The following is a 22,034-nucleotide window of genomic DNA, read 5'->3' on the forward strand; positions in this document are numbered from 1 at the left end:
TTCACCGCACTACTCGTCATAGGAGTGCCCGGCGCGCAGGCCTGTCCGCACGCGCTGCGCGATCGTCATAAATTCCGGTGTCTCGCGGATTTCCAGCGTACGATCGCGCGGAAAATTGCAGTCGATGATGTCGGTAATACGCCCCGGCCGCGGCGACATCACCACGATCCTCGTGGAGAGAAATACCGCTTCAGGAATGGAGTGCGTCACGAACAGCACAGTTTTGCGGGTCTTGGCCCACAACTGCAGCAACTGTTCGTTGAGATGATCCCTGACGATCTCGTCCAGTGCGCCGAACGGCTCGTCCATCAAGAGCAATTCCGGATCGAACGACAGCGCACGCGCGATCGAGACGCGCTGCTGCATGCCGCCCGAGAGCTGCCAGGGAAACTTGCGCTCGAAGCCGGTGAGATTGACCAGCTCCAGATAGCGCGTCGCGCGCTGTTTCTGTTCGGTCGGCGAGAAGCCCATCAATTCCAGCGGCAGCTTGAGATTGGCCTCGATGCTGCGCCAGGGAAACAATGCGGGCGCCTGAAACACATAGCCGTAGTTACGGCCGAGCCGCGCCTGCTCGGCGCTCATACCATTGACGGTGACGGTGCCAGAGCTTGGCTGCTGCAGATCCGCGATCACACGCAGCAGCGTGGTCTTGCCGCAGCCGGAGGGACCGATGAAGGAGACGAACTCACCGCCACCGATTTGCAGATCGACATTGGACAGCGCTTCGACCTTGCCATCGGCCGTATCGAAGGTGAGCGACATCTTGCTGACATTGACCGCAACGGGGCGTGTCACTGTGGATCGATAGATGTGAGGTTCAGCGTCGGCAGTTGAGTTCATGCGCACCGGTTCGACCAGAAGGGTCACGCAGCCCGGCCAGCCCTTCAGAGCCTATGAGCCCTGCGGACGTGGCAATATGCCGCCTATCGGGGGATGATATCGGCATTGATCGCTGCTTCAACACAATAGTGCCGGCCCCCTCCCGCCGCTCGCTGATAGTTTGCGCAAGGACAGCGGACTTATTGGGCAGTTATGATCCGCCGCGCCGCATCGCCCAAACAAAAAACGACCGGGCTTAGCCCGGCCGTTACGATCGTAATCGATAAAAATGAGATCAGGACGCCCTGGCGGTCTTGTTCTTCGAGTTGCGCTGGAAGAACAGCGCCTGGCTGGCGACGGCCGAAACCATCGCGGGCTGGAACGGCTTTGAAATCAGGAAGGCCGGCTCCGGACGTTCGCCGGTCAGGAAACGCTCCGGATAGGCGGTGATGAAGACCACGGGCACTTCGAAGATGCGCAGCAACTCGTTCACCGCGTCGAGACCCGAGCTGCCATCGGCGAGCTGGATATCGGCGAGGATCAGGCCGGGCTTCTTGTTCTTTGCGAGCGCCACCGCATCCGCATGGGTGCGGGCAACGCCGATGACGTTATGACCGAGATTCTTCACGAGGCTTTCGAGATCCATCGCGATGAAGGTTTCATCCTCGATGATGAGAACGTCGGTGGCGATCTCGGCAGCCATTTCGCGGCCGGCGGTGTCGGCCAGCGTACGCACCTCCGCCACGTCAGCGTCGAGTACGAAGGCCACTTCCTCTTCCGAGAAGCCTTCGAGCGACAGCAACAGGAAGGCCTGTCGTGGCAGCGGGGTGATGTTGGAAATGCGCTTCTCGGAGGCGGCCTGCAGCGACGTGACATCCGGATTGTCATTCAGGGCGACAGAGTTCCAGATCTGAGTGAACAGGCGAAACAAGCCGGCGCGGGCTCCGTGTTGCTCGTCAAGCAGCGACTGATCCTGCAGCAACGCTTCCAGCATGGCGCCGACATAGGCATCGCCTGACGCCTGGTTGCCCGTGAGGGCTCGGGCATAGCGCCGCAACAGCGGTAAGTGTTCAGCTACGAGCTGTGATCGGGACATCCCCACTCCATCCTGTTCTAAGCCAAAGCCAAAGGAGTACCAGAATACAACCGGCTCCTTCGATGTGCGTGTCTACGTTCCAGTAAGACAAAAGTTCCACCAAGCCGGAACTTTCCGCCGCGCTCCGCATTAGATCGCCGACAGACGCCGCAAAGGCTTCAAAAATCAAGAAAATTTCTCAAATTCCAGGGGACGTATCTTCTGGGGAATGTGGAACGGGTCATGAAAGATGTGAAGCCAAAGGGCGGATTAAACGCCGAAATCCAGTCACGGATCGGGCATCAGCTGCGCGCCATGTACGACGATGTCGTGCGACAGGGCGTGCCGGATCGATTTGCGGAGCTGATCCGCAAGCTGGACGGGGCTGAGGCTCAAGCCCAGATCGCTGGCGATTCGGCGGCCAAAACTGAAGGAGGGGAATAATGCCTCTCACAGATTCTCTGCGTGACGACATTCTGGCGTCAGTCCCTAGTCTGCGGGCCTTCGCGATCTCGCTCTCCGGCAATGGCGACCGGGCCGATGACCTCGTACAGGAAACGCTGTTGCGCGCGCTCGCCAATATCGACTCCTTCCAGGTCGGCTCGAATCTGCCTGCGTGGTTATTCACCATTCTGCGCAACCTGTTCCGGTCGGACTATCGCAAGCGGCGGCGCGAAGTTGAGGATGCGGATGGCAGCTATGCCAAGACTCTGAAGACGCAGCCGGCGCAAAACGCCCATCTGGAATTTGAGGAGTTTCGCGCGGCGCTCGAGAAGCTGCCTCAGGACCAGCGCGAAGCGCTTATTCTGGTCGGCGCCTCTGGCTTCTCCTATGAAGACGCGGCGACAATCTGCGGCTGCGCCGTCGGCACCATCAAGAGCCGCGTTAATCGCGCCCGCTCGAAGCTCAGCGCCCTGCTCTATGTGGACGGCGCGGAAGACTTCGGCCCGGACGATACCGTCCGCGCAGTGATTGGCGGATCGGGCGGTTAGGTCGGTCCTTCAATTCAGACAAGAAAAAGCGGCCGCCTTGGTGGCCGCTTTTTTGGTTCGAGCTAGTACGACCGTATCAGGAGCGCGCCGACCTCTTCCCGCAATCGGGGACGAAGGGAACCGCCACCATCTTTCCGCCACACAGAAAGTGCCCCTCGCGATCACATCGCGAGGGGATTTCTGTTGATGCATATGCCATCAGCGCCTCACGATGAACGGCCGCGAGGATCACTCTGGAATGAACACGTTTCGACAACACGCCACTCTACCTTTGGCCGCTGCACTGAGCCTCGCTTGTGCTGGTCATGCCCTCGCGCAGAAACAATACGATCCCGGCGCATCTGACACCGAGATCAAGATCGGCAACATCATGCCTTATAGCGGGCCGGCTTCGGCCTATGGCATCGCGGGCGTCATCGAGGCCGCCTATTTCCGTATGATCAATGATCAGGGCGGCATCAACGGCCGCAAGATCATTTTCATCAGCTATGACGATGCCTACAACCCGTCAAAGGCTGTCGAGCAGGCACGCAAGCTGGTGGAATCAGACGAGGTGCTCGTGGTGTTCAATCCGCTCGGCACCCCGTCAAACGCGGCGATCCAGAAATATCTCAACACTAAGAAGGTGCCGCAGCTGTTCGTTGCTGCCGGCGCGACCTATTTCGGCAATCACAAAGCGTTCCCATGGACCATGGCATGGCAACCGCCTTACGAAAGTGAAGGCCGCATCTATGCGAAATATCTGCTGACGGAAAAGTCCAACGCGAAGATCGCAGTGCTCTATCAGAATGACGACCTCGGCAAGGATGTGCTGAAAGGTTTGAAGGATGGCCTCGGCGACAAGGCCGCGAGCATGCTGGTGGCCGCCGAGAGCTATGAGGTCACCGAGCCGACCATTGACAGCCACATCATCAATCTAAAGGCCTCGGGCGCCGATACGTTCATCAGCGTCACCACACCGAAGTCTGCGGTACAGAGCATTCGCAAGGTGGCTGAACTCGGTTGGAAACCGCTCTACATTCAGGGCTATGCCAGCGCGTCGATCAGTTCGGTGCTGAAGCCGGCGGGACAGGAGATCTCGCAGGGCATCCTGTCGGCCTATTACGCCAAGGACGGCTCCGATCCGCAATGGGACAATGACCCCGGCATGCAGCGCTTCTATGCGTTCCTCGCCAAATACGCACCGGATGCCCGCCGCAATGACATCTCGGTAGTCTACGGCTACGGCGCAGCTCAGACCATGGTGCAGGTGCTAAAGCAGGCGGATGACGATCTCACCCGTGCCAATGTGATGAAGCAAGCCGCCAGCCTGAAGGACTTTGCGCCGGACACGATGCTGCCGGGCGTCAAACTCAATACGTCGGCGACTGATTTCTACCCGATCGAACAGTTGCAGATGATGCGCTTCAAGGGCGACAAATGGGAGCTGTTTGGCCCTGTGATCTCGGGCGAGATCAGCCGCTGAATTATACCGGGGAACGGCATATCCGTTGCCCAATAAAGCAGCCCTTCGCGGTGTCATCGCGAGGGGCTTTTTGTTGCCGCATATACGCGAACGGTGTTCAATCCGGCCGGAGCCGCAAAGGCCCGTAAAACGAGACGAATAAAAATCAGGGAGTTCTGAAATGCCTTCGATCCAATCGCGCGCACTGGCTTTGTCGGTTGCCGCGGCCCTCAGCGTCGCAACCAGCGGCAGCGCGCTGGCCCAGAAGAAATACGACACCGGCGCGACTGACACAGAAATCAAGATCGGCAACATTATGCCGTATAGCGGCCCTGCCTCGTCCTACGGACTGATCGGCAAGACCGAAACCGCCTATTTCAAGATGATCAACGACCAGGGCGGCATCAACGGCCGCAAGATCAATTTCATCAGCTACGACGACGCCTATTCGCCACCCAAGGCGGTCGAACAGGCCCGCAAGCTGGTCGAGAGCGACGAGGCACTGTTCATCTTCAATTCGCTCGGCACGCCGTCGAATACCGCGTTCCAGAAATACATGAATGCCAAGAAGGTGCCGCAACTCTTCGTCGCCACCGGCGCCAGCAAATGGAACGACCCGAAACACTTCCCATGGACAATGGGCTGGCAGCCGAGCTACGCGGTCGAAGCACAGATCTACGCAAAGTATCTGATGAAGGAGAAACCGGACGCCAAGGTCGCGGTGATCTATCAGAACGACGATTTCGGCAAGGACTACCAGAAGGCGTTCAAGGAAGCGCTGGGTGCCAAGGCTGCCACGATGCTGGTCACGGAAGAGAGCTATGAGATCTCTGAGCCGACCATCGATTCCCACATCGTGAAGGTGAAGTCGCTTAATCCTGATGTCGTCGTCCATTTCGTGACGCCAAAATTCGCAGCCCAGGGCATCAAGAAGATCGGCGAACTCGGCTGGAAGCCGCTGCAGCTCGTCACCAATGTCAGCGTTTCCGTCGGCGCAGTGATGCAGCCCGCCGGTTTCGACAATGCGCAAGGCGTCCTGTCCGCCGACTATCGCAAGGACGGCGCCGACTCCCAGTGGAAGGACGACCCGGGCATGAAGAAATGGTCGGCCTTCATTGACAAATACATGCCGGGTGCCGACCGCACGGACAACAGCCTCGTCTACGGTTATGGCGCTGCGCAGACGCTGGTGAAGGTGCTGGAGATGTGCGGCGACAACCTGTCCCGCGAGAATGTCATGAAGCAGGCTGCAAGCCTGAAGGACTTCGCGCCAGATACGCTGCTGCCGGGCATCACCATCTCCACCTCGGCCACCGACTATGCACCGATCGCGCAGTTGCGGATGATGCGCTTCAAGGGTGACAAGTGGGAGCTGTTCGGCGACGTAATCAATGCCGACACGACTGCGCCGGACTAGTGCCGCAGCACTTTGCACTGCACCACTGAAACAACGGCGCCCCTGCGATTTGGTCGCAGGGGCTTATTCTTGTGACCGGCGCATCAGGGGTATTCAATGCGGACAGGAGTCGCAGAACTCCAACAAAGACTTGGGAAGAAATGATCACGGAGATCCATGATGCTCGCACGATCCATGCGCCTTGCAGCACTGCCTGCTGCAATGGCGCTTCTGGCCGCCAGTGTGTCCGGCGCGCTCGCGCAGAAGAAATACGACACCGGCGCCACCGACACTGAAATCAAAATCGGCAACATCATCCCTTATAGCGGTCCGGCATCTGCCTATGGAACGATCGGCAAGACCGAGGCCGCCTATTTCAACATGATCAATGCCCAAGGCGGCATCAACGGACGCAAGATCAACTTCATCAGTTACGACGACGCGTACTCGCCGCCGAAGGCCGTCGAGCAGGTGCGCAAGCTGGTGGAGAGCGACGAGGTGCTCGTCGTGTTCAATCCACTCGGTACGCCCTCCAACACCGCGATCCAGAAATATCTGAACGGCAAGAAGGTGCCGCAGCTCTTCGTTGCCACCGGTGCCACCAAGTGGAACGATCCGAAGAGCTTCCCGTGGACGATCGGCTGGCAACCCTCCTATCAAAGCGAAGCGCAGATCTATGCGAAGTATCTTCTGAAGGAGAAGCCGAACGCGAAAATCGGCGTGCTCTACCAGAACGACGACTTCGGCAAGGATTATTTGAAAGGCTTCAAGGATGGTCTCGGCGCCAAAGCGTCGTCGATGATCACCATCGAGGATAGTTACGAGATCGCCGAACCCACCATCGACACCCATGTGGTAAAGCTCAAAGCCGCCAATCCAGATGTGCTGATGATCTTCACCACGCCGAAATTTGCGGCGCAGACCATCAAGAAAACCGCCGAACTCGGCTGGAAGCCGCTGCAGATTCTCGCCAATGTCAGCGTCTCCGTGGGAGCGGTGATGCAGCCCGCCGGCTTCGACAATGCGCAGGGCGTACTGTCGGCCTCCTACACCAAGGACGGCACCGACTCGCAGTGGAAGGACGATCCGGGCATGAAGAAGTGGAACGCGTTCCTCGACAAATACATGCCAGACGCCAACAAGGCGGATTCGAGCACGGTCTACGGCTATGGTGCTGCGCAGACGCTGGTCAAGGTGCTGCAGATGTGCGGCGACGACCTGACCCGGGCGAATGTCATGAAGCAGGCTGCCAGCCTGAAGGACTTTACCCCCGACACGCTGCTACCGGGCATCACCATCAATACCTCGCCCACCGATTTCGCGCCGATCTCGCAATTGCAGATGCAGCGTTTCAAGGGCGACAAGTGGGAGCGCTTCGGCGAGATCTTCAGCGCCGACGTCGCGACGCAATAGCTCAGTTGCAGCAGCAACTCTGCTGCATCAGCGAACACCATTTATACCGCCCCCCGCGATCATGTCGCGGGGGCTTTTTCTTGCTGCGACATGCAGGCGGGTGTTGAATGCTCTCAGGAGCCGCAGAGTTCCATGTCAAGAAACGTGACACATCACAATTGATCAGGGAGATCAGAAATGCCCGCAACGCATCTGCGCCTGGCCGCGCTTTCGGCTGCCTCTTTGGCTGCCTTGGCTTTGCTCGCCGCGTCCGCCACCGGCGCGCTTGCCCAGAAAAAATACGACACCGGCGCGTCGGACACCGAAATCAAGATCGGAAACATCATGCCCTATAGCGGACCCGCCTCCGCCTATGGCGTGATCGGCAAGACCGAGGAAGCCTACTTCAAGAAGATCAATGCTGCTGGCGGCATCAACGGCCGCAAGATCAACTTCATCAGCTATGACGATGCCTATTCGCCGCCAAAGACCGTCGAGCAGGCGCGCAAGCTGGTGGAATCGGACGAGGTTCTGCTGGTGTTCAACTCGCTCGGCACACCGCCGAACTCGGCGATCCAGAAATACATGAACAACAAGAAGGTGCCGCAACTGTTCGTTGCCACCGGTGCTACCAAGTGGAACGATCCGAAGGATTTTCCCTGGACCATGGGCTGGCAACCGAACTACCAGAGCGAAACCCAGATCTACGCGAAATATCTCTTGAAGGAGAAGCCTGGCGCAAGAATCGCCGTGCTCTACCAGAACGATGACTACGGAAAAGACTATCTCAAGGGTCTGAAGGACGGTCTCGGCGCCAAGGCCGCTTCGATGATCGTGGTGGAGGAGAGCTACGAAACCTCCGAGCCGACCATCGACAACCACATCGTCAAGCTGAAGTCGTTGAACGCCGACGTCTTCGTCAACATCACGACGCCGAAATTTGCGGCACAGGCAATCAAGAAGGCCGCCGAGATCGGCTGGAAGCCGATGCACTTCCTTAACAACGTGTCCAACTCGATCGGCAGCGTAATGAAGCCGGCCGGCTTCGAAAACTCGCAGGACATTATTTCCGCCGCATATCTGAAGGACGTCGCGGACGCCCAATGGAACAACGATCCCGGCATGAAGGAATTTCTCGCCTTCCTCGACAAGGATTTTCCGGAAGGCAACAAGCTCGATGGATTGATCGTCACCGGTTATGGGGTTGCCCAGACGCTGGTCGAGGTTCTTAAGAAGTGCGGCGACAACCTGACCCGCGAAAACGTCATGAAGCAGGCGGCTAGCCTGAAGGACTTTCGAACCGAGGTGCTGCTGCCCGGCATCAAGATCAACACATCTTCGACAGACTTTGCACCGATCAGCCAGCTTCAGCTGATGCGTTTCAAGGGCGATAAATGGGAGCTGTTCGGCGAGGTCATTAGCGCTGACGTGGGCGGCTGATAGCCCTCATTCCACATAACGGAAAATATGTGAGGCCCGCGTCAAAAACAGCGCGGGCCTCATCTTGTTTTTGATCCCTTTCCATTTGAGCCATTGTGCAATCGCGGTATGACTATCTCGCAGGCGCAAAAGAGCCTGCTGAACAAGAAAATCTCGCCTTGCAAGCAAGGGAAGGAACTCAAATGTCTGCCACGTCCGCGCGACTGTTGTCGCTCTCGGCCGCCACCATGTTGCTCGCCGTCTCCTCTACCCACGTCCTCGCCCAGAAGAAATACGACACCGGCGCCAGCGACACCGAAATCAAGCTCGGCAATATCGTGCCCTACAGCGGCCCCGCTTCGGCCTATGGCGCGGTGGGCAAGGCGCAGGCAGGCTATTTCAAGATGATCAACGATCAGGGCGGCATCAACGGCCGCAAGATCAACTATATTTCCTATGACGACGCCTATTCGCCGCCGAAGGCCGTCGAGCAGACCCGCAAGCTCGTTGAATCTGACGAAGTGCTGTTGATGTTCTCGGCGCTTGGCACACCATCCAACACCGCGATCCAGAAATATCTCAACGCCAAGAAGGTACCGCAGCTGTTCCTGGCCACCGGCGCCACCAAATGGGCCGATCCGAAGAACTTCCCGTGGACCATGGGCTGGCTGCCGAGCTACCAGAGCGAAGGCCGCATCTATGCCAAGTATCTCCTGAAGGAAAAGGCCGGCGCCAAGATCGGCGTGCTCTACCAGAACGACGATTTCGGCAAGGACTATCTCAAGGGCCTGCGCGACGGGTTCGGCGACAAGGCGTCGTCCATCGCCATCGAAGACAGCTATGAGCTCACCGAACCAACGGTCGATTCACATATCGTGAAGATCAAGGCCGCCAATCCCGACGTGGTAGTGATCTTCGCGACGCCAAAGTTTGCCGCGCAGACCATCAAGAAGATCGCCGAACTCGGCTGGAAGCCGGCGATGATCGTGCCTGGTGTCAGCGTCTCGATCGGCCAGGTGCTGCGTCCGGCGGGTTTCGAGAACGCACAGGGCCTGATCTCCGCGCATTACTCCAAGGACGCTACCGACCCGCAGTGGAAGGACGATCCGGGCATGAAGGCGTACAAGGAGTTCCTGGCCAAATATGTCCCGGACGGCAACCCGGCCGACAGTTCGCTGATGTCCGGCTACAACATCGCCGAGACCATGGCGATCCTGCTCAAGCAGTGCGGCGACGACCTCACCCGCGCCAATGTGATGAAGCAGGCGGCAAACCTCAAGGATGTCCAGCAGTCGACGCTGCTGCCGGGCGTCAAGGTCAACACCTCGCCCACCGACTTCTCGCCCATCGAGCAGATGCAGCTGATGCGTTTCGAGGGCGAGAATTGGAAGCTGTTCGGCGATGTGCTCACCGGAGAACTCGGCGCGGGCGGCAGCGGCGGTTAAATGGCCGTCCAATAGTGCAACAGGAAAGCCCTTCGCGCGTCGCGAAGGGCTTTTTGCTGTTTGCTGCGTTCCGGAAGGGAAGGCAAGACATCTTGCTGTCCCTGCCGTAGAGCGGCATAACCCCGGGCATGACCGATAAACGCCCCCTGCTCCGCGCAATTTTCGATGCCGCAGTTGCTGCGGCCCATCCCGATGTCATCCTCAGCGCCCACCTGCCGGCGCCGCCGAAGGGCCGCATCATCTGCCTCGCCGCCGGCAAGGGTGCCGCTGCCATGGCTGCCGCCGCCGAGAAACACTATCTTGACGAGCTCAAACTCGATCCCGCGCGCCTCATCGGCATCGCCACCACGCGCCATGGTCACGGGGTGCCGACACGGCGTATCCGCGTGGTCGAGGCCGGCCATCCCGTGCCGGACGAAGCCGGGCTCAAGGGCGCCGACGATTCACTGAAGCTCGCGGCGGAAGCCACTGCCGACGACCTGCTGCTGGTGCTGATCTCGGGCGGCGGCTCGGCCAACTGGACCGCGCCAGTGGCGGGCATCACCTTCCAGCAGAAGCAACAGCTCAACCGCGCGCTGCTGCGCTCAGGCGCAGTGATCGGCGAGATCAACACGGTGCGCAAGCATCTATCGCGCATCAAGGGCGGCCGCCTCGCCCGTGCCGGCCAGAAAGCCGAAATCGTCACACTGGCGATCTCCGACGTGCCGCATGACGATCCCGCCGTAATCGCGTCGGGCCCGACCGTGCCGGATATGACGACGCTAGCTGATGCGCGCGCCATTATCGCCAAGTTCAATCTCACCACCGATGATACGGTGCGCGCGGCGCTCAACGACGCGGCCAATGAAAGCGTGAAGCCGAACGATCCGGCGTTCTCGCGCGCACGCTTCGAACTGATCGCGCGGCCGCGCGAGTCGCTCGATGCAGCGATCAAGGTAGCGAAAGAAGCCGGCTATGAGATCATCGATCTCGGCGCCGATCTCGAAGGCGAAGCGCGTGAAGTAGCGGCGGAACATGCGAAGCTCGCCCTCAAGGCGAAGGCCGACGGCAGGAAGCTCGCTATCCTCTCCGGCGGAGAACTGACCGTCACTGTGACCGGCAACGGCCGCGGTGGCCCGAACCAGGAATATGCGCTGACGCTGGTCGAGGCTTTCAAGGACACCAGTGGCATCGTTGCGCTCGCCGGAGACACCGACGGCGCCGACGGCGGCGCCGGTAGTGCCAGCGATCCCGCCGGCGCGATTATCGATGCACGCACGTTCGACGCCATGCGCACTCAGAAGCTGGATGCGAAGGCAACGCTGGCGAACAATGACGCGACGACGTTCTTCACCGCGACGGGCGATCTGCTGCACACTGGGCCGACGCTGACCAATGTGAATGATGTCAGGGTGATTTTGGTGGATTGAGATTTACGCTCGTCATTCCGGGGCGCGAGCGCCACTTCGCGGTCGCGAACCCGGAATGACGAGCTAAAACTCCCGGGCGATCTTCGCCATCATGCCCAGCAGCGCTTTGTGCTCGGCCGGCCCCAGCACCTCGATCAACCGGGCTTCATGCCGCGTCGCCACCAGCTTCTTGGCGCGGATGAGCGTGGCGCGGCCCTTGTCAGTGAGCATCAGCACGTGGGAGCGGCGATCGCTCGGCGAGCGCATCCGCGTCAGCAAGTCGCGGCTCTCCAGAGCGTCGAGCAGCGAAACAAAATTCGGACGGAGAATGCCGAGCGTATTGGCGATTTCGGTCTGATTGCGGCCCGGGTTCTTGTCCAGCAGCAAAAGTACCGAGAACTGCGCCGGTGTCAGCTGCAACGGCGCCATGCAGCGCAGGAAGTCTTCGAATACCTTCAACTGCGCGCGTTTCAGCGAATAGCCCAACAGTTCGGAGAGTTCACCGAGCTGCAGCGCACCACTCTCCTCATCGAACCCGACGGGCGCGACTTGCTTGGCTTGATCCTGAGACGACGTTTTTGAAACAGTCATTGCTCGCTTTCCGCGGTACCCGGCAGCTTGAATGAAACACCCGATCGAAGTGCGACGGGCCTTGAGATTATGTTTGATAATCGTTATGAGATATATCAAATAGACGGCGGGTTTCAACCGCCATTGTTGATCGTCCCGCGCCTATGGTATCCGGCGCAGACAGTGTGGGGGAGCGCGCGGCTTTGAATACGACGATTTTGCTGTTCCTTTTGCAGGACGGCATCACCAATGGCGCGATTTATGCGCTGCTAGGGCTGGCCCTGGTGCTGGTCTTTGCGGTTACACGCATCATCCTGATCCCCCAGGGTGAATTCATCACCTTTGGTGCGCTGACTTATGCCAGCCTCTCGGCCGGCCAGATGCCGGGCACCATCAAGCTCGCGGTCGCCATGGGGGTCGTGGCCTTTGCTTTCGACCTCTTCACCTTCCGCAAGGCGCTGCACGCCAAGCGCGTACTGCGCTCGATTGCGGTCAATATCTTATTCCCGCTGGCTATCTGGGGCGTGATGTGGGCGCTGGGTGGACGGCCAGGGAATATCGCCCTCAATATCGCGCTGTCGCTGCTGATCGTCGCCGCCATTGGCCTTTATCTCTATCGCATCGCGTTCCAGCCGATTGCCCACACTTCCGTGCTGGTGCTGCTGATCGCCTCGGTAGGCTGCCACCTGGCGCTACAGGGCTTCGGCCTCGTCTTCTTCGGCGCCGAAGGCCAGCGCGGTCCGGCGATCTCTTCCGACGCGATCACCATCGGCGCGTTGCGCTTCACCGGCCAGAGCATCGCCGTCTATGGCATCACCATTGCGCTGATCGTCGGATTGTGGCTGTTCTTCGGCTACACGCTTTATGGCAAAGCGCTGCGCGCCACGGCGGTGAACCGCCTCGGTGCTCGCCTCTCCGGCATCCGCACCTCACTGTCGGGTCAGATCGCGTTCCTGCTGGCCTCGGTCATCGGCGCGATCTCAGGCATTTTGATCGTGCCGATCACCACGCTTTATTACGACACTGGCTTCCTGATCGGCCTGAAGGGCTTCGTCGCCGCAATCATCGGCGGCCTCGTCAGCTATCCGCTGACGGCTGCCGCCGCGATCCTGGTTGGCTGTGTCGAGGCATTCTCGTCCTTCTATGCGAGCAACTACAAAGAAGTCATCGTCTTCACACTGATCCTTCCGGTTCTGGTGCTGCGCTCGCTCGCCGCACCTGAAGTCGAAGAAGAGAAGGATTAAGCGCCATGCAACAGCGTCTCCTTCCCATTCTCGTCTTCGCGCTGGTGATGGCCGCGATCCCGTTCGTGCCGGGCGTGCCGCCATTCTGGATCGTGCTGCTCGACAATATCGGCCTTGCCGCACTCGTCGCCATGGGCCTCGTGCTGCTCACCGGCGTCGGCGGCCTGACCTCATTCGGCCAGGCGGCGTTCTGCGGTTTCGGCGCCTATACGACGGCCTATCTCACCACCGCCTATGGTATGTCGCCGTGGCTGACCCTGCCGATGTCACTGATCGTCTCAGGCCTCGCCGCAGTGCTACTCGGCATCATCACCATGCGTCTGTCGGGCCACTATCTTCCGCTCGGCACCATCGCCTGGGGCATCAGCCTCTTTTACCTGTTCAGCAAGTTGGAATTCCTCGGACGTAACGACGGCATCTCGGGCATTCCTCCGCTGTCGATCGGCACGTGGAAGATGCTGGATCCCGGCTCGATCTATTTCCCGATCTGGATTGCGGTCATCATCTGCGCGCTGCTGTCGATGAACCTTCTGGACTCGCGGACGGGCCGCGCTATCCGCGCGCTGCGCCGTGGCCATATCGCAGCCGAAGCCTTCGGCGTGCAGACGGCGCGCGCGAAGCTCTTGGTCTTCATCTATGCAGCAGTTCTAGCCGGCCTGTCCGGCTGGCTATATGCGCATTTCCAGCGCGCTGCGAACCCGACACCGTTCGGACCGCATCTCGGCATCGAATATCTATTCATCGCGGTGGTCGGCGGCGCCGGCTATGTCTGGGGCGGTGTGCTCGGTGCGGCCGTAGTCGTGATCCTCAAGGAAGTGCTGCAAAGCTATCTACCACTGATCTTCGGCGGCGGCGGTGGCCAGCTCGAAACCATCGTGTTTGGCATCCTGCTCGTCGCCCTCCTCCAGCTCGCACCAACTGGTATGTGGCCGTGGCTGACCGCGTGGCTGCCGTCTGGCGACAACCGTAAGCGCCCCGCGCCAGCCGATGCATTGCCAACACGTGCGGAGCGCCATCCGGTATCCGGCGTGCTGCTGCAGGTCGACAAGGCGCGCAAGCAGTTTGGCGGCGTGGTCGCCGTCAACGACGTGTCGTTCAATGTGCAGGCGCGCGAGATCGTCGCTTTGATCGGCCCCAACGGCGCCGGTAAGAGCACGACCTTCAACCTCATCACCGGCGTACTGGCCGCGACCGCAGGCAAGGTCGCGGTATTCGGCAAGAGTATCTCTGGCGCACGACCACAAGAGATCGTCAACCTTGGCATCGCCCGAACCTTCCAGCATGTGAAGCTGGTGCCCGACATGACCGTGCTGGAAAATGTCGCCCTCGGCGCGCATCTGCGCGGCCGCTCCGGCGCCGTTGCCAGCATGCTGCGACTCGACCGCGCCGACGAAGCGAAGTTGCTGGCGGAAGCCGCCAAGCAGATTGAGCGCGTCGGCCTCGGCGACCAGATGAACCAGCTCGCAGGATCCCTGTCTCTTGGCCAGCAGCGCATCGTCGAGATCGCCCGCGCACTCTGCGTCGATCCGATGCTGTTGCTGCTCGACGAGCCCGCGGCCGGCCTGCGCCACATGGAGAAGCAACAGCTCGCAGCGCTGCTGCGCCAACTCCGCGACGGCGGCATGTCGGTTCTCCTGGTCGAACACGACATGGGCTTCGTGATGAATCTCGCCAACCGCATCGTGGTGCTCGATTTCGGCACCAAGATCGCCGAGGGCACGCCCGCTGACATCAAGACCAACCCCGACGTTATCAAAGCCTATCTGGGAGCGGTCGCATGAGCGCGTTATTGACGGTTACCGATGCGCATGTCGCCTATGGCAAGGTCGAGGCGGTCCGTGCGGTCAATCTCGAGGTGCGCGAAGGCGAGATCGTCACCATTATCGGCGCCAATGGTGCCGGCAAGACAACATTGCTGAATGCGACGATGGGCATCCTGCCGCTGAAAGGCGGCGTGACATTCGCGGGACAGGATCTCTCAAAACTCGATATCGAGGATCGTGTCGCTGCTGGCCTCAGCCTCGTGCCCGAACATCGCGAATTGTTCGCCACCATGAATGTGGAAGACAATCTGCTTCTCGGCGCCTTCCGCATCGACAAGGCAACGGCCGCGCGTTCGTTCGAGCGAGTCTACACGCTATTTCCGCGCCTCAAGGAACGTCGCAAGCAGCTGGCCGGCACGATGTCCGGCGGCGAACAGCAGATGCTGGCCATGGGTCGCGCGCTGATGGGCGCTCCGAAGCTGCTGATGCTCGACGAGCCGAGCCTCGGCCTCGCCCCGATTATCGTCGCCGACATTTTCCGTATCGTCAGCGAGCTCAGGGCAGCCGGCGTTTCCGTGCTGCTGGTCGAGCAGAACGCGCAGGCCGCGTTGAAGATCGCCGACCGTGCCTATGTGATGGAACTCGGTGAATTCGTGCTCGACGGAAACGCCGGCGACATTGCCAACAATCAGCGCGTCGTGGCCAGCTATCTCGGCTTCCAGCACGAGGGAACGAGCGCGATCTGATCTCGATCACGTAAAAAAGCCGGCTGTCTTGCGACAGCCGGCTTTTGTTTGAGCTGCGCTCCAGCTCACTTCGCCGGAACGTATTTCCCGTCCTTCACAGTCAGCAAAATCCGCGAGCGATCATCAACGCCATTGCGGTCCTTTTCGGTGTAGTTGTAGACGCCCTGTGTCGCGGCGATTTCCTTCTCGCTCATCAGCGCCTGACGGATGGCTTCGCGGAATTCCGGGGTACCGGGCTTGGCGGTCTTCAGTGCGACCGGCACGACACGCTTGAGCACTTCGAACACGTCATAGGCGTGACCGGCAAACTGGCTGCGGCTGTTGGCGCCATATTTGGCTTCATAGGCTGCGTTGAGTTCGAGGCCGGGCTTCTTGGTCAGCGCCGTGTCCGGCTGGCCTTCCGGATACATCACGGGACCGGCGGCCATCAGCACGCCTTCGGCAGACTTGCCGGCGATGCGGATGAAATCGCTCGAGGCCGCACCATGGGTCTGGTAGATCAGGCCCTTGTAGCCGCGGTCGCGCAGCTCGGACTGCGGCATGCCGGCGCCAGTGCCGGCCGCGCCAATCAGGATGGCATCGGGATTGGCTGCGATCAACTTCAGCGCCTGACCGGTGATCGACGTGTCCGGACGCGCGAAGCGCTCGTCATCGACGATGGACATGCCCATCGCTGATGTCTGGGCCTTGAGGTCGTTGAACCACAGATCGCCATAGCTGTCTGAGTAACCGACATAGCCGATGGTCCTCACGCCATGGGCCTTCATGTGGTCGTACATCACCTTGCCGACAATCTCGACCGGTTGCGGCATATCCACCGACCATTTCACACGCGCCGGCGTGAACGGCATCGGCGACAGGCTGAAATGCGGCACGCCGGCTTCATTGGCGACGGCGGACATGGCCACCGACGACGGCACGATCGACGAACCGATCATGATGTCGGCCTTGGATTCCGACACAAACCGGCGCGCATTGGTGGTCGCGATGGACGGATCACCGCCATCATCGAGCACGATCAGCTTCAACGGCACGCCGCCTATATCCTTGGGCACAAATTCCAGCGCGTTGCGCTCAGGCACGCCCAGCGCCGCCGCAGGGCCCGTGGTGGAGATGCTGATACCGACGGCGATCTCGGCGGTCTGGGTTTCGGCGGGGGCGGCAATCGCCAGCGAGACGGCAACAGCCGCGATCGCCAGGTGAAGCTTGGACATGTCGTATCTTTCTCGTGTGGACTCGGAGGGCGCCGAAAGCGGAGTGATACCGGCAGACGTGGCGCTGGTTGTGGCCGCGCGAAGGCTCGCGCGCAGCAAAAAGCCGACCCTCTGGCGAGGGCCGGCCTTGTTATCGAAAAATGCTGGCGAAGCAAAGGCGCTTCGCGCCCCTGTCCTCCGTCAGATCTGCGTTACTGCGCGAGAACGTATTTGCCGTCCTTCACGGTGAGCAGGATGCGCGACCGCTCATCGAGACCATAGCGGTCCTTTTCCGTGAAGTTGTAGACGCCCTGGGTGGCGGCAATCTCGCGCTCGGTGAGCAATGCCTGCCGGATCGCCTCGCGGAACTCGGGGGTACCGGGCTTGGCGGTCTTCAGCGCTGTCGGGACCACCCGCTTCAACACCTCGAAGGCGTCATAGGAGTGGCCGGCGAACTGACTGCGGCTGTTCGGGCCATATTTGGCCTCATAGGCGGTGTTGAGCGTCATGCCGGGCTTCTTGGTCAACGCCGTATCGGCCTGCCCTTCCGGGTACATCACCGGGCCGGAAGCCATCAGCACACCCTCGGCGGCCTTGCCGGCGATGCGGATGAAGTCCATCGAGGCGGCGCCGTGGGTCTGGTAGATCAGGCCCTTGTAGCCCTTGTCGCGCAGTTCGGTCTGCGGCAGCGCGGCCGCGGTGCCGGAGGCACCGACCAGGATCGCGTCAGGATTGGCGGCGAGCAGCTTCAGCACCTGACCCGTGACCGAGGTGTCCGGACGGGCAAAACGCTCTTCCGCAGCAATGTTGATGCCCATCGGCACCGCCTGGGTCTTGAGATCGTTGAACCACAGATCGCCGTAGCTATCGGAATAGCCGATATAGCCGACGGTCTTGATGCCCTTCGCCTTCATGTGGTCGTACATCACCTTGCCGACGATCGGCACGGGCTGTGGCATGGCCACCGACCACTTGGCACGCTCAGGCGTGATCGGCAGCGGCGACAGAGCAAAGTGCGGGATACCAGCTTCGTTGGCCACATTGGACACCGCAATGCTGGTTGGCGTAACCGCCGAGCCCATGATGATGTCGGCCTTGGATTCCGTCATGAAACGGCGGGCATTGGTGGTCGCGGTGGTCGGATCCCCGCCATCGTCGAGCACGATGATCTTGAGCGGCACGCCGCCGATTTCCTTTGGCACGAATTCCAGCGCATTGCGCTCGGGAATGCCGAGGGCGGCCGCGGGGCCGGTGGTCGACGTGGTGATGCCGATGGTGATGTCCGAGGTCTGGGCAATGGCTGGGCCGGCCAGTGCCAGCGAGGCGGCGACGGCCGCGATCGCCAAGTGATGCTTGGTCATGGGTCTCTCCCTCAAGGTTATTTTTGTATCGTCAGCTAAATCAAAGTTCGGCTGCTTTATCAGCCCCTTCTTTAGGTCAGTGCGCCGGTACCGGTAAAGGGCTGGCGCACTGATGCGTTGCCGCAGGCTTAACGTGGCGCCATGCGCAGCGAGGCGTCGAGCCGGACCACCTCGCCGTTCAGATATGGATTATCGATCATGTGCAGTGCGAGAGACGCGAATTCGTCTGCATGGCCGAGCCGGCGCGGAAATGGGATCGCCGCGGCGAGACTGTCCTGCGCCTCCTGCGGCAGACCGGCCAGAAGCGGCGTCATAAACAGGCCCGGTGCGATCGTCAGCACGCGAATGCCGAACTGGGCCATTTCGCGCGCGATCGGCAGCGTCATGCCGACGATGCCTCCCTTCGACGCCGAATAGGCGGACTGACCGATCTGGCCGTCATAAGCGGCCACCGAGGCCGTCAAGATCACCACGCCGCGCTCGCCTGTCTCCAGCGGCTCCAACTTCGACATCGGATCGGTCGCCAGACGGATCATGTTGAAGGATCCGATCAGATTGACGCGGATGACCTTGTCGAAATCGCCGAGCGCCATCGGACCATCGCGGCCAATCACGCGCTTGGCGACGCCAATGCCGGCGCAGTTCACCAGCACGCGCGCCGGGCCGTGCGCCTTGGCGGCGGCGGCGACCGCGGCTTCAGCGGACGCAGCGTCCGACACATCGCAGGAGATCGCGATGCCGCCGATTTCCCTGGCGACGGTTTCGGCGAGTGCCGTGTTGAGATCAAGCAGCGCGACTTTCGCGCCTTGCGCAGCGAGCCTGCGCGCTGTCGCAGCGCCGAGGCCGGATGCGCCGCCGGTGACAATAGCGGATTGATTTGTGAGTTGCATGACGCTCTCCCGTGTTTAGCTCTTCTTGTAGTCCCCGCTCGTCATTCTGGACTCGCGTACAGCTGACGCCCCCCGGAATGACCGTGTGTGGTCAGATCGCAATGACTTTCGCTGCTTCCGCATTCCCATAGATGTCGTCGATCAGTTTGGCGCGATGCTCGAGCACCGCGCGCTGATTGACCGAGCCCTTGTCGGTGACTTCGCCGCGATCGATCGACAGCGGTGTATCGAGCAGCACGGCCTTGGCGATGCGCGTCGATGAACCAGTGGCGCCGGCCATGAAGCGCGCGAGGCGCTCGCGAAACGCGTTGCGGATGATCGGATCATTGGCTGCCGCAGCGAGGTCGCCCGCAGGAAGATCGGGATTGATCACACGGCAGCCGTCGAGATCGAGAATAACGAGAGCTGCGAGTTCGTCGCGGTTGATGCCGGCGATGACGACATCGCGCACCAGCGGTGCACAGGTGCCGACGAAGCGCGCGCGCAGCGGGCCAACGCTGACCCAGGTGCCGCTGCCGAGCTTGAAATCCTCGGAGATACGGCCGTCGAAATCGAAGCCTGCGGAAAGATCATTGGGATCGACCGCTTTGAGCGCATCGCCGAAGATGTAATAGCCCTCCTCGTCGAACGCCTTCGCGGTCAGTTCCGGCTCGCGCCAATAGCCCGGCGTGATGTTCGGCCCCTTTGCGCGTACTTCCATCTTGCCGTTGTTCGGCACCAGCTTTGCATCGTTGCCCGGCACCGGGAGACCGACATGGCCGGAGCGACTGGTGACGGGATTGACACACATGAAGAAGGGCGAGGTCTCGGTCGCGCCGAGACCCGTCAGCATCGGCACGCGCACGCCGGTGGTCTGGACCGACAGTTCATCGAGACTGTCCCAGACATAGGCCGACAGCGCAGCACCCGAGAAAAACATCGCATGCAGCCGCGTGAAGAATTTCTCGCGCAGCGCCGCATCCTCGCGCAGATAGGGCAGCAGCGATTCATAGCCTTTGGGAACGTTGAAATAAACCGTCGGTGAAATCTCACGGAGATTGCGGATGGTCTGCTCGATGCCAGCCGGTGTCGGCTTGCCGTCGTCGAGATACATCGAGCCGCCATTGAACAGTGTCAGCCCGATATTGTGATTGCCGCCGAAAGTATGATTCCACGGCAGCCAGTCGATGATGATAGGTGGCTCGTCCTTCAGGAAAGCCAGCGTGTCGCGCAGCATGATCTGGTTGGCGCACATCATGCGCTGGGTGTTGATCACAGCCTTCGGATTCCCTGTCGAGCCCGAAGTCAGCAGAAACTTGGCGATTGTGTCAGGACCGATAGCGGCATTCGCAGCGTCGAGATTGGCTGCCTCCTGCGTCGTGAGAAGCTCAGAGAGCTTTGTCACACCGCGATCTGGCAACACGCCGCGCGACACGACGACCTCGACATCAGCTGGGATATTGAAGCGGACGGCATCCGCGAACAGGTCGCCATCATCGACGAACACCAGCCCCGGCGTCAGCAATTTCATGAGATAGCTGAGCTTGCCGTAGTCCTTCGACACCAGCGAATAGGCCGGCGACACCGGCGCATAGGGGATACCGGCATAGAGCGCACCAAAAGCGATCAGCGCATGATCGACCGAATTGCCGGAGAGGATGACGATGGGTTTGTCGGCCGACAGCCCGCGGGCCAGCAGAGCCGAGGCGATGTGGCGCGCCGCGTTCAGCATCTGCGCGTAAGTGACCTCACGCCAGCCGCCGCCTTCCGCGCGCTCCGCCATGAAGACGCGATCCGGCGTCTCCCTGGCCCAGTGATGCAGATAATCGGTGACGCGCTCCGGATAGTCGCCGATGGCATTAGTCGGACGCAGATAGATGGTGCCGTTATCGTGGCGCTCGATGGTGACCGCGGGATCGCCATAGGATATCGGCCGCAACGGATGCGCCGCCTCTGCCCGCTTGGTCTGATCGATCTTGTCGGCGCTTGCAGACATTGTTTCCGCCCTGTGTATTCGTCTCGATTGTTGCTTTTATTTTTGTTCGTTGTCGTCTTGCCGGATCAACCGGGCTTCACCTTACCGGCCTTGCGATCCAGAAAATCGCGGATGCGATTTTTTGCCTCCTGATCGCTCTGCGCCACCGAGGCCATTAGCGCTTCGAGCATCAACCCTGTCTGCGGACTGGCTTCGGCGATCAGCGGCAAGGCTTGCAGCACGGCAAAATTTGTCAACGGCGCGTTCTGCGCGACACGCTCGGCAAGTTCGATGGCCTTGGGCAAGGCGCCGCCGGCTTCCGTCAGATACTGCGCGAAGCCGAGCGACATGCCCTCTTCCGCCTTGTAGACGCGGCCCGTGAGCATCATGTCGGCCATCCGGTGCACACCGATCAGGCGCGGCAGGCGCATCGAACCGCCGCCACCAACGAAGATCCCGCGGCTGCCTTCCGGCAGCGCGTAGTAAACCGAGGGATCGGCAACGCGGATATGGGCGGAGCAAGCCAGTTCAAGCCCGCCGCCGATCACTGCCCCCTGTAGTGCGGCAATCACCGGGACGCGGCAATGCTGGATAATATCGAACACCCGGTGCCACATCCGTGAATGCATCAGGCCGGCCGTCGCATCGCGCTCGGTGAGTTCGGACAGATCAAGACCCGCAGAAAAATGCCCGCCGATGCCGTGCACCACCACCGCACCGATGTTGTCCGGCAGCGATGCGAAGCAACGCTCGATCTCCAGGATCAGCCCATCATTCAGCGCGTTGCGCTTGGCGGGACGGTTCAGGCCCACGATCAACACGCGGCCCTGGGTTTCGATCTGGAGCATAGCGGTAGCGGCAACGGCTTCGGTCATGAGCGCGATTAGGTCCTAGCTAGAATAATTATATATTATAACGAATATCGCATGAGTCAATCTTGCGG

The 22,034-nt window shown here is 60.6% G+C and carries 19 protein-coding genes; 11 read left to right on the forward strand and 8 right to left on the reverse strand.

Going from position 1 to position 22,034, the window contains the following annotated elements:
• Positions 1-9 precede the first annotated feature (9 nt).
• Together AB8A27_RS18495 and AB8A27_RS18500 are read right to left on the reverse strand one after the other, a co-directional pair.
• Positions 10-762 carry an ABC transporter ATP-binding protein gene (locus AB8A27_RS18495; protein ID WP_441244947.1) on the reverse strand — a complete coding sequence of 251 codons (753 nt, stop codon included), beginning with the start codon at positions 760-762 and terminating at the stop codon, positions 10-12.
• A gap of 352 nt (positions 763-1,114) precedes the next feature.
• Positions 1,115-1,915, reverse strand: coding sequence for a response regulator (locus AB8A27_RS18500; RefSeq protein ID WP_441243163.1), 801 nt, complete (start codon positions 1,913-1,915; stop codon positions 1,115-1,117).
• 222 nt (positions 1,916-2,137) lie between these two features.
• Here AB8A27_RS18500 and AB8A27_RS18505 point away from each other — a divergent pair, with 222 nt between their 5' ends.
• From AB8A27_RS18505 to AB8A27_RS18540, 8 genes are all read left to right on the forward strand, one after another.
• The gene (locus tag AB8A27_RS18505) at positions 2,138-2,338 is read left to right on the forward strand and encodes a NepR family anti-sigma factor (RefSeq protein WP_441243164.1); all 201 of its coding nucleotides are present in this window, start codon (positions 2,138-2,140) and stop codon (positions 2,336-2,338) included.
• Positions 2,338-2,886, forward strand: a complete 549-nt coding sequence (locus AB8A27_RS18510; protein ID WP_068735058.1) for a sigma-70 family RNA polymerase sigma factor — start codon at positions 2,338-2,340, stop codon at positions 2,884-2,886. Before AB8A27_RS18505 ends, AB8A27_RS18510 begins: the two co-directional genes overlap by 1 nt.
• Positions 2,887-3,124: 238 nt before the next feature.
• Positions 3,125-4,351, forward strand: a complete 1,227-nt coding sequence (locus AB8A27_RS18515; protein ID WP_441243165.1) for an ABC transporter substrate-binding protein — start codon at positions 3,125-3,127, stop codon at positions 4,349-4,351.
• A 160-nt stretch (positions 4,352-4,511) separates the two neighbouring features.
• Positions 4,512-5,747: an ABC transporter substrate-binding protein gene (locus AB8A27_RS18520; protein ID WP_441243166.1), complete on the forward strand. Its 1,236-nt coding sequence runs from the start codon at positions 4,512-4,514 to the stop codon at positions 5,745-5,747.
• A gap of 156 nt (positions 5,748-5,903) precedes the next feature.
• Positions 5,904-7,139: an ABC transporter substrate-binding protein gene (locus tag AB8A27_RS18525; RefSeq protein ID WP_441243167.1), complete on the forward strand. Its 1,236-nt coding sequence runs from the start codon at positions 5,904-5,906 to the stop codon at positions 7,137-7,139.
• 177 nt (positions 7,140-7,316) lie between these two features.
• Positions 7,317-8,558, forward strand: coding sequence for an ABC transporter substrate-binding protein (locus tag AB8A27_RS18530; protein ID WP_441243168.1), 1,242 nt, complete (start codon positions 7,317-7,319; stop codon positions 8,556-8,558).
• 182 nt (positions 8,559-8,740) lie between these two features.
• Positions 8,741-9,982: an ABC transporter substrate-binding protein gene (locus tag AB8A27_RS18535; RefSeq protein WP_441243169.1), complete on the forward strand. Its 1,242-nt coding sequence runs from the start codon at positions 8,741-8,743 to the stop codon at positions 9,980-9,982.
• 128 nt (positions 9,983-10,110) lie between these two features.
• Positions 10,111-11,391, forward strand: a complete 1,281-nt coding sequence (locus AB8A27_RS18540; protein ID WP_441243170.1) for a glycerate kinase type-2 family protein — start codon at positions 10,111-10,113, stop codon at positions 11,389-11,391.
• Between the two features lie 63 nt (positions 11,392-11,454).
• On the opposite strand, the gene AB8A27_RS18545 is transcribed toward AB8A27_RS18540, so the two are convergent.
• Complete coding sequence (locus AB8A27_RS18545) at positions 11,455-11,961, reverse strand: MarR family winged helix-turn-helix transcriptional regulator (protein ID WP_441243171.1); 507 nt, start codon at positions 11,959-11,961, stop codon at positions 11,455-11,457.
• Positions 11,962-12,143: 182 nt separating this feature from the next.
• Here AB8A27_RS18545 and AB8A27_RS18550 point away from each other — a divergent pair, with 182 nt between their 5' ends.
• Genes AB8A27_RS18550 through AB8A27_RS18560 form a run of 3 tightly spaced genes read left to right on the forward strand, consistent with a single transcriptional unit; the run spans position 12,144 to position 15,693 of the window.
• Positions 12,144-13,184, forward strand: coding sequence for a branched-chain amino acid ABC transporter permease (locus AB8A27_RS18550; RefSeq protein ID WP_441243172.1), 1,041 nt, complete (start codon positions 12,144-12,146; stop codon positions 13,182-13,184).
• Positions 13,185-13,189: 5 nt separating this feature from the next.
• Positions 13,190-14,965, forward strand: a complete 1,776-nt coding sequence (locus AB8A27_RS18555) for a branched-chain amino acid ABC transporter ATP-binding protein/permease (protein ID WP_441243173.1) — start codon at positions 13,190-13,192, stop codon at positions 14,963-14,965.
• The gene (locus tag AB8A27_RS18560) at positions 14,962-15,693 is read left to right on the forward strand and encodes an ABC transporter ATP-binding protein (protein WP_441243174.1); all 732 of its coding nucleotides are present in this window, start codon (positions 14,962-14,964) and stop codon (positions 15,691-15,693) included. Before AB8A27_RS18555 ends, AB8A27_RS18560 begins: the two co-directional genes overlap by 4 nt.
• 65 nt (positions 15,694-15,758) lie before the next feature.
• Here the strand turns inward: AB8A27_RS18560 and AB8A27_RS18565 are convergent, their stop codons facing one another.
• The 5 genes from AB8A27_RS18565 to AB8A27_RS18585 all read right to left on the reverse strand — a co-directional run bounded on the left by AB8A27_RS18565 (position 15,759) and on the right by AB8A27_RS18585 (position 21,966).
• Positions 15,759-16,907, reverse strand: coding sequence for an ABC transporter substrate-binding protein (locus AB8A27_RS18565; RefSeq protein ID WP_441243175.1), 1,149 nt, complete (start codon positions 16,905-16,907; stop codon positions 15,759-15,761).
• A 191-nt stretch (positions 16,908-17,098) separates the two neighbouring features.
• Positions 17,099-18,247, reverse strand: a complete 1,149-nt coding sequence (locus tag AB8A27_RS18570) for an ABC transporter substrate-binding protein (RefSeq protein ID WP_441243176.1) — start codon at positions 18,245-18,247, stop codon at positions 17,099-17,101.
• A 128-nt stretch (positions 18,248-18,375) separates the two neighbouring features.
• On the reverse strand, positions 18,376-19,137 hold the full coding sequence (locus tag AB8A27_RS18575) for an SDR family NAD(P)-dependent oxidoreductase (RefSeq protein WP_441243177.1): 762 nt from the start codon (positions 19,135-19,137) through the stop codon (positions 18,376-18,378).
• Positions 19,138-19,228: 91 nt separating this feature from the next.
• The gene (locus tag AB8A27_RS18580) at positions 19,229-21,112 is read right to left on the reverse strand and encodes a feruloyl-CoA synthase (RefSeq protein WP_441243178.1); all 1,884 of its coding nucleotides are present in this window, start codon (positions 21,110-21,112) and stop codon (positions 19,229-19,231) included.
• 65 nt (positions 21,113-21,177) lie between these two features.
• Positions 21,178-21,966: a crotonase/enoyl-CoA hydratase family protein gene (locus tag AB8A27_RS18585; RefSeq protein ID WP_441243179.1), complete on the reverse strand. Its 789-nt coding sequence runs from the start codon at positions 21,964-21,966 to the stop codon at positions 21,178-21,180.
• Positions 21,967-22,034 lie beyond the last annotated feature (68 nt).

Origin of the sequence: Tardiphaga sp. 768_D3_N2_1 (genome assembly GCF_052076105.1) — a bacterium.
GTDB lineage: Bacteria > Pseudomonadota > Alphaproteobacteria > Rhizobiales > Xanthobacteraceae > Tardiphaga.